Consider the following 6,537-nt stretch of genomic DNA (forward strand, 5'->3'; position numbering starts at 1 on the left):
GCGCCCGGACGCTGAGAACGACTGGCCCGCGCGTGTAAGCATGGTGACATGACTGACCGACCACGCATCTCCGCACGTATCGGCGGCATCTCCGAGTCAGCGACGCTGGCGGTCGATGCCAAGGCAAAGGCAATGAAGGCCGAAGGGCGCCCTGTCATCGGGTTCGGCGCCGGCGAGCCCGACTTCCCGACTCCCGACTACATCGTGGAGGCCGCGGCACAGGCCTGCCGCGAGCCGCGGTTCCACCGCTACACCCCCGCGGGCGGCCTCCCCGAGCTCAAGGAGGCGATCGCGGCCAAGACGCGGCGCGACTCCGGCTACTCGGTCGAGCCCTCCCAGGTCCTGGTCACCAACGGCGGCAAGCAGGCCATCTACGAGGCCTTCGCCACACTGCTGGACCCGGGCGACGAGGTGCTGATCGTGGCGCCGTACTGGACGACCTACCCCGAGTCGGTCAAGCTGGCCGGCGGTGTGCCCCGCTACGTCGTCACCGACGAGTCCACCGGCTACCTCGCCTCGGTCGAGGCCCTGGAGGCCGCCCGCACCCAGCGCACCAAGGTGCTCGTGTTCGTCTCGCCGTCCAACCCCACGGGCGCGGTGTATCCCCCCGAGCAGGTCCGGGCCATCGGCCGGTGGGCCGCCGAATACGGGCTGTGGGTGCTCACCGACGAGATCTACGAGCACCTGGTCTACGGCGAGGCGACCTTCACCTCGCTGCCGGTCGAGGTGCCCGAGATCGCCGACCGCACCGTGGTCGTCAACGGCGTGGCCAAGACCTACGCGATGACGGGCTGGCGGGTGGGCTGGATCGCGGGGCCCGCGGACGTCGTCAAGGCGGCGGGCAACCTCCAGTCGCACGCCACGTCCAACGTCGCCAACGTCTCCCAGGCCGCCGCCCTCGCCGCGGTGTCCGGCGACCTGGCGGCCGTCGCCGAGATGCGCACGGCGTTCGACCGGCGCCGGCAGACCATCGTGCGCATGCTCAACGAGATCGACGGCGTGCTGTGCCCCGAGCCCGAGGGCGCCTTCTACGCCTACCCGTCGGTCAAGGGCCTGCTGGGCCGCGAGATCCGCGGGCGGCGGCCGCAGACCTCCGCCGAGCTGGCCGAGGTCATTCTGGAGCAGGCCGAGGTCGCGGTGGTTCCGGGCGAGGCGTTCGGCACGCCTGGCTACCTGCGGCTGTCCTACGCGCTGGGCGACTCCGATCTCGCCGAGGGCGTGGGCCGCATCCAGAAGCTCATGGGCGAGTCCGCGTAGGGCCCAACGCCCCCGAGGGGCGGTGCCGGAGTTTCGGGGGACCTCCGGCACCGCCCCGCCGTCTGAGGCACCCTTGGGACATGGAACGTCCCATCTCCCGACTCCCCAAGGCCCACCTGCACCAGCACTTCACCGGTTCGATGCGGCACGCGACGCTGATCGAGCTCGCCGAGCGCTACGATGTCCACCTGCCGCAGTCGCTGGCCACGGACTGGCCGCCCCGGCTGCGTGCAACCGACGAGCGCGGATGGTTCCGGTTCCAGCGGCTCTACGACATCGCGCGCTCGGTGCTGCGCACCCCCGAAGTGATGTACCGGCTGCTCAGCGAGACCGCCGAGGAGGAGCGGGCCGCCGGGTCGGGCTGGCTGGAGATCCAGGTCGATCCCAGCGGCTACGCATCGCGCTTCGACGGCTTGACCTCAACGCTGGAGCTGGTGCTCGACGCCGCGCGTGCCGCCGAGCGCGAGAGCGGTGTGGGCATCGGGATCATGGTCGCCGCCAACCGCACCAAGCACCCCCTCGACGCCAAGGCCCTGGCCCGGCTGGCCGCCCAGTACGCGGGCCGCGGCGTGGTCTCCTTCGGCCTGAACAACGACGAGCGCCGCGGGCGTGCCCTGGACTTCGAGGGCGCCTTCCGCATCGCGCGGCGCGCCGGCCTGCTGTCGGCTCCGCACGGCGGGGAGCTGCTGGGGGCGCGCAGCGTGCGCGAGTGCCTGGACGAGCTGGCGGCCGACCGCGTCGGCCACGGCGTGGGCGCGACCGGAGACCCCTATCTGCTGGAGCGCATCGCCACCCAGGGCGTCACATTGGAGGTCTGCCCGAGCTCCAACGTGGCGCTGGGGGTCTACGACGAGCTGGACCGCGTCCCGCTGCGCCGACTCTTCGACGGGGGCGCACCCGTCGCCCTGGGCGCCGACGACCCGCTGCTCTTCGGCCCGCGCCTGGCCGAGCAGTACCGCATCGCCCGCGAGGTGTTCGGATTCGACGACGGGGAGCTGGCCGAGCTGGCGCGGATGTCGATCCGCGGATCCGCGGCACCGGACTCGCTGAAGAAGGAGCTGCTGTCGGGGGTGGACACGTGGCTGGCCGCGCCGCCGGGGGCGGAGGAGGGCGGTTCGGCCGGCTGAGTCACCCGGCGACCGCGCGCACGCCTTCGAAGACCATGGCGCCGCCCGCGAGGAAGAACAGCAGCGCCGCACCGATCTGCACGGCCCGCTCGGGCAGCTTCTTGCCGAGGACGGCCGCCAGCGCGATCGCCAGCGCGTCGGCGACCACCATGCCGGCGGTGGACCCGAGCCACACCGGCAGCCAGTCGTAATGGGTGCCGACGGTGATCGTGGCGAGCATGGTCTTGTCGCCGAGCTCGGCGACGAAGAACACCACGGCCACTGTGACGAGCCCGGATCCGATCCTGCGGGAGGCCGCGCGCTCCTCGTCCTTGGCGGTCAGCTCGTCGCCGAGCAGCGTCCACACGCCGAACCCGACGAAGGCGACCCCCGCGGCGAGCGTGATCCAGTCGGTCGGCAGGGCCAGTCCCACGACCTCGGCGATGAGGACGCTCAGCCCGTGCACCAGCAGGGTGGCGACGGTGATGCCCAGCAGGACGGTCGCGGGGCGGTAGCGGGTCGCCAGCGACATCGCGACCAGCTGGGTCTTGTCGCCCAATTCGGCGATGAACACCACAGCGGTACTGGCCGCGATCGCGAGCAGGAATTCCATGCGTCCTCCGTCGTCTGCGCCGGGCGGAGGCGAAATAGACGCCTCGCCCCGGCTGTTCACCGCCGGGACGAAGGTCTCGCCCGCCCGTTCGCATCACGGGCCCGCGCGACCGGGCGAACCGGCCGCGGCACCCGTGCCCGCGGCGGATCCGCCGGTGTGTCGACCGCGCGAATCGAGGACTACTCCCCTTCGACGTTTTCCACGCTAGCAGGGGAATTCGATTTCGCAATTCTTAGGAATGGCGGCCTCCGGCGAAAAGAAGGGCTAATTCCGGAGTTGGCGGCGCCGAACAAAAAAGGTTCTCCGGCGCCGCGGCGCCTGGCGCGCAATCCCGGCCGATGAAGACGGGGGAAATCGCCCGGCGCTCTCGCGGCCACGCCGCACGCGCAATCCGGCGGCGCCGAACCCGCCGGCGCGGGCACGGCCTCCCGCCGCCCTACAGCGCCACGCCCACCATCACCGGCTCGTTGACCAGGGTCACGCCGAACGCCTTGGCCACCCCCGCGCGCACCTCGCGGGCGAGGGCGAGCAGGTCCTCGGTGGTCGCTTCGCCGGGGTTGGTCAGTGCCAGGGTGTGCTTGGTGGAGATCCGCGCCGGCGAGCCGTAGCCGCGGGAGAATCCCGCGTTGTCGATGAGCCAGGCCGCCGAGAGCTTCGCCCGGCCCTCGGCGTCGACGTGGGCGGGCGGTTCGGCGTCAGGGCCGAGCAGGTCCGCGGCGCGCCGGGCGAAGCCGGCGTACTCGGGCGGGTCCAGGACCGGGTTGGTGAAGAACGAACCCGCGCTGCGGGTGTCGGGGTCGTCGGGGTCCAGCACCATGCCCTTGCTCCGGCGCAGTCCGAGCACCGTCTCGCGGGCCCGGGCCAGCGGCACCTGGTCGCCCGCCTCGGCGCCCAGCGCGCGTGCGACCTCGGCGTAGCGGATGGGGCGGCTCGACGGCGAGCGCTCCAACTCGAAGACGACCTCGCACACGACGTAGCGGTCGCTGCCCTTGAAGACGCTGTCGCGGTAGCCGAACCCGCAGTCGGCGGGGCCCATGGTGCGGCGCTCGCCGGTGCGCCGGTCGTAGACCAGGACCTCGACGATGGTCTGGCTGACCTCCTGGCCGTAGGCGCCCACGTTCTGGATGGGCGTGGAACCGACGCGCCCGGGGATTCCCGACAGGAACTCGATTCCGCTGAACCCTTCGGCGACGGCGCGGTCGACGAGGGGGTCCCACGGCACGCCGGCGCCCGCCCGGATGCGGACGCGGCCGTCCTCGGTGTCGCGGAAGGCCACCGACCGGGACTCGGCGTGCACGACCGTGCCCGCGAACCCCTCGTCGGAGACGACCAGGTTGCTCCCGCCGCCCAGGACGAGCAGCGGGTCGCCCGCGGCGTCGGTCTCGGCGACCGCGGCGATCAGCTCCTCGGTGTCGGCGGCGACGCGGAAGCGCGCAGCGGGGCCGCCCAGGCCGAGGGTGGTGTAGTCGGCCAGCGGCACGTCGGCGGCCGTCTCGGGACCGCGGGGCTCGCGCGGCGCGGACTCGGCGGCGGCCCCGGAGGGCCGTGGTTCGGGACGGGACACGGGCAACCCCTGCTGTACGGGTGTGCGGGCCCCGGCCGCTCGGTCGGGGGCCGCGGGACTCAGGCCAGGCGGACGACGGCGGTGGAGCGGGCGAGCACCTTCGCTCCGCCGGAGCGGGCGGTCAGGGCGACGCGCACCCGGTTGCCGTCGAGCTTCTCCTTGACGACCCCGCTGACGGTTACCTCGGCGCCCTTGTCGTCGTCGGGTACGACGACCGGCGCGGAGAAGCGCACCCGGTACTCCACCAGGGCGCCCGGGTCGCCCGCCCAGTCGGTGACCAGGCGCCCGGCCTGGGCCATGGTGAACATGCCGTGCGCGATCACGTCGGGCAGGCCGACCGCCTTGGCGGTGCGCTCGTTCCAGTGGATGGGGTTGAAGTCGCCCGATGCCCCCGCGTAGCGGATCAGGTCGACGCGGCGCACCGGGTAGACCTGCTCCGGGATCTGCGCGCCGACGTCGACGTCGTCGTAGCGGACGGTGGCGGTCATGCGCTGCTCCCCTGCCCTTCGGCGGCCCCGGCTTCCTGCCCGTCGGCGGCGCCGCGGACGACGAGCATATTGACCGCGGTCAGCACGTGCTCGCCTCCGACGGTACGCATCTCGCTCTCCAGCGTCAGCAGCTCGTTGCCGCCGAGGGAGGAGATCTTGGTGATACGGGTGACGGTCTCGACGACGTCGCCGGCCTGGAGCGGTCGGTTGTACTCGAAGCTCTGGTCGCCGTGGACGACGCGGGAGAAATCCAACCGCAGCTCGGGGTCGACGACCGCCTGCGACATCCCCTCCATGCCCATGATGACGGGGAAGGTCGGCGGCGCGATGACGTCGCCGTAGCCGGCGGCCTGCGCGGTCGCGGTGTCGAAGTAGACCGGGTCCTGATCCCCGATCGCGTCGGCGAACTCGCGGATCTTGCCCCGAGTCACCTCGTAGGGCTGCGGGGACCGGTACTCCCGGCCCAAGTGCTCGCGGTTGATCCCCATCGGCTCCCTCTCACTGTGCTCTGCGCGGCCCGAATGCCGACGCGCTCGGCGGCAGGCGACACACTAATGGCCCAGCGAGCAGTGGTGCTCGCTGGGCTTGTGCTCGCGTGCCTCGGTAGGGCCGCCGCCGCTCGCCGAACGCCGCCGAAGCGCCCGGTGGGCGCGGCCGACTAGCGGGTCTCGCGGTGCTCGCGGTGCTGCCGGCAGTTCGGGCAGAACTTCTTCAGCGAGAGACGGTCGGGGTTGTTCCGACGGTTCTTGCGCGTGATGTAGTTACGGTGCTTGCACTCCTGGCAGGCCAGGGTGATCTTCGGCCTGACGTCGGTGACAGCCACGTCGGAGTGCCTTTCTCGCTGGTACAGGTGGACACAACTGCAGAACCCGCGCAGCACCCTGCGCACGCAGGGGCGACGAGGGCAGTAGCGGAGGCCGGACTCGAACCGACGACACAACGATTATGAGCCGTTTGCTCTGCCAACTGAGCTACTCCGCCGAGATCCCGGGGAACCGGGCATCCGTGCAGAATACCCGACCGGGCTAAACCGGGGAACACTGGTCCTCCGGTCCGTATTCCCACTTGAGCGGTTCGCAACCTCAATCAAGCGGTGGAGCCCCTTTACGGAATCGAACCGTAGACCTTCTCCTTACCATGGAGACGCTCTGCCGACTGAGCTAAAGGGGCACGCCCTGTGCGGTCTCCCCCTGGTACGGGGGTTTCCGCCGTTCGCGTTGGTGATGACTATACAGGGATCCGGGGGTGCTCTGCCAAATCGGCTGCCGGAGCCGCCGCCGGCCTGCCGCGGCGGCCCGACCCTGCGCCCCGGCGACCCGGCGGGTGCACCCGCGAACCCCGCCGATCTTGTAGCCATCGGGATGGAAAGCGATTGCCGTTTGCGATGGCTACAAGATCTATTGGTTCATCATGGGGAGTGCCCGCGGCGGTTTCGACGGGAACCACCGCGGGCCGGGGCGGCGGAGTGACTCATACAAGATCTGTCCGCGTGACATCGCGTTGACCTGT

At 71.4% G+C, this 6,537-nt stretch carries 7 protein-coding genes and 2 tRNA genes; 2 read left to right on the plus strand and 7 right to left on the minus strand.

Annotated features, from left to right (window positions below):
* Positions 1–48 precede the first annotated feature (48 nt).
* Positions 49–1,257, plus strand: a complete 1,209-nt coding sequence (locus tag RM446_RS14190) for a pyridoxal phosphate-dependent aminotransferase (protein ID WP_311545747.1) — start codon at positions 49–51, stop codon at positions 1,255–1,257.
* Positions 1,258–1,337: 80 nt separating this feature from the next.
* Entirely contained in the window at positions 1,338–2,384 is a 1,047-nt protein-coding gene (locus tag RM446_RS14195; protein WP_311545748.1) for an adenosine deaminase, read from the plus strand.
* Between the two features lies 1 nt (position 2,385).
* Here the strand turns inward: RM446_RS14195 and RM446_RS14200 are convergent, their stop codons facing one another.
* The 7 genes from RM446_RS14200 to RM446_RS14230 all read right to left on the minus strand — a co-directional run bounded on the left by RM446_RS14200 (position 2,386) and on the right by RM446_RS14230 (position 6,198).
* Positions 2,386–2,976 (minus strand): TMEM165/GDT1 family protein, encoded by a 591-nt coding sequence (locus tag RM446_RS14200; RefSeq protein ID WP_311545750.1) that lies wholly within the window; start codon positions 2,974–2,976, stop codon positions 2,386–2,388.
* Between the two features lie 436 nt (positions 2,977–3,412).
* Positions 3,413–4,540, minus strand: coding sequence for a UDP-N-acetylmuramate dehydrogenase (locus tag RM446_RS14205; protein WP_311545751.1), 1,128 nt, complete (start codon positions 4,538–4,540; stop codon positions 3,413–3,415).
* Positions 4,541–4,599: 59 nt separating this feature from the next.
* Complete coding sequence (locus tag RM446_RS14210) at positions 4,600–5,028, minus strand: MaoC family dehydratase (protein ID WP_311545752.1); 429 nt, start codon at positions 5,026–5,028, stop codon at positions 4,600–4,602.
* Entirely contained in the window at positions 5,025–5,516 is a 492-nt protein-coding gene (locus tag RM446_RS14215; protein WP_311545753.1) for a MaoC family dehydratase N-terminal domain-containing protein, read from the minus strand. Before RM446_RS14215 ends, RM446_RS14210 begins: the two co-directional genes overlap by 4 nt.
* A gap of 170 nt (positions 5,517–5,686) precedes the next feature.
* Positions 5,687–5,851 carry a 50S ribosomal protein L33 gene (rpmG, locus tag RM446_RS14220; RefSeq protein WP_040274966.1) on the minus strand — a complete coding sequence of 55 codons (165 nt, stop codon included), beginning with the start codon at positions 5,849–5,851 and terminating at the stop codon, positions 5,687–5,689.
* 85 nt (positions 5,852–5,936) lie between these two features.
* Positions 5,937–6,009: transfer RNA gene (locus tag RM446_RS14225), tRNA-Met, on the minus strand.
* A 113-nt stretch (positions 6,010–6,122) separates the two neighbouring features.
* Positions 6,123–6,198: transfer RNA gene (locus RM446_RS14230), tRNA-Thr, on the minus strand.
* Positions 6,199–6,537 lie beyond the last annotated feature (339 nt).

It is taken from the genome of Streptomonospora wellingtoniae, assembly GCF_031845375.1.
Classification (GTDB): Bacteria; Actinomycetota; Actinomycetes; order Streptosporangiales; family Streptosporangiaceae; genus Streptomonospora; species Streptomonospora wellingtoniae.

Excerpts from the sequence above, each read along its gene's own strand:
- RM446_RS14190 (WP_311545747.1), top strand. The coding sequence starts at position 49 with ATGACTGACCGACCACGCATCTCCGCACGTATCGGCGGCATCTCCGAG.
- RM446_RS14200 (WP_311545750.1), bottom strand. The coding sequence starts at position 2,976 with ATGGAATTCCTGCTCGCGATCGCGGCCAGTACCGCTGTGGTGTTCATC.
- RM446_RS14210 (WP_311545752.1), bottom strand. The coding sequence starts at position 5,028 with ATGACCGCCACCGTCCGCTACGACGACGTCGACGTCGGCGCGCAGATC.
- RM446_RS14195 (WP_311545748.1), top strand. The coding sequence starts at position 1,338 with ATGGAACGTCCCATCTCCCGACTCCCCAAGGCCCACCTGCACCAGCAC.
- RM446_RS14215 (WP_311545753.1), bottom strand. The coding sequence starts at position 5,516 with ATGGGGATCAACCGCGAGCACTTGGGCCGGGAGTACCGGTCCCCGCAG.